The organism is Nocardia sp. NRRL S-836 (assembly GCF_001279525.1).
In the GTDB taxonomy this organism is placed as follows: Bacteria; Actinomycetota; Actinomycetes; order Mycobacteriales; family Pseudonocardiaceae; genus Lentzea.
Window position 1 is genome coordinate 1 of record NZ_LGDY01000078.1, and the last position, 233, is coordinate 233.

1 protein-coding gene is annotated in these 233 nt (G+C 71.2%); it reads left to right on the plus strand.

From position 1 onward, the window contains the following. On the plus strand, window positions 1-233 hold a 233-nt coding region (locus tag ADL03_RS48280; RefSeq protein ID WP_197288209.1), incomplete at both ends, for a hypothetical protein.

Here is a 233-nt window from a genome sequence, read left to right on the forward strand (position 1 = left end):
GCGGGCAGGTTGTTCTTCCCGGAGGTGCGGGACGTGCCGCCGGACTGCCCGTTCCGGTCGTACGAACAGGCGGCCGAGTGGCTCGACCAGGAAGCCTCGAACTGGTCGGGGGTGCAGCGGGAGGCCGCGGTGCTCGGCCGGCACCGCCAGGTGCTCGACCTGGCCGGCTCGATCCACCGCTATGCCTTCGGCCGCGAGCAGAAGCACCGCTGGGACGAGGTCTTCGAACTCGG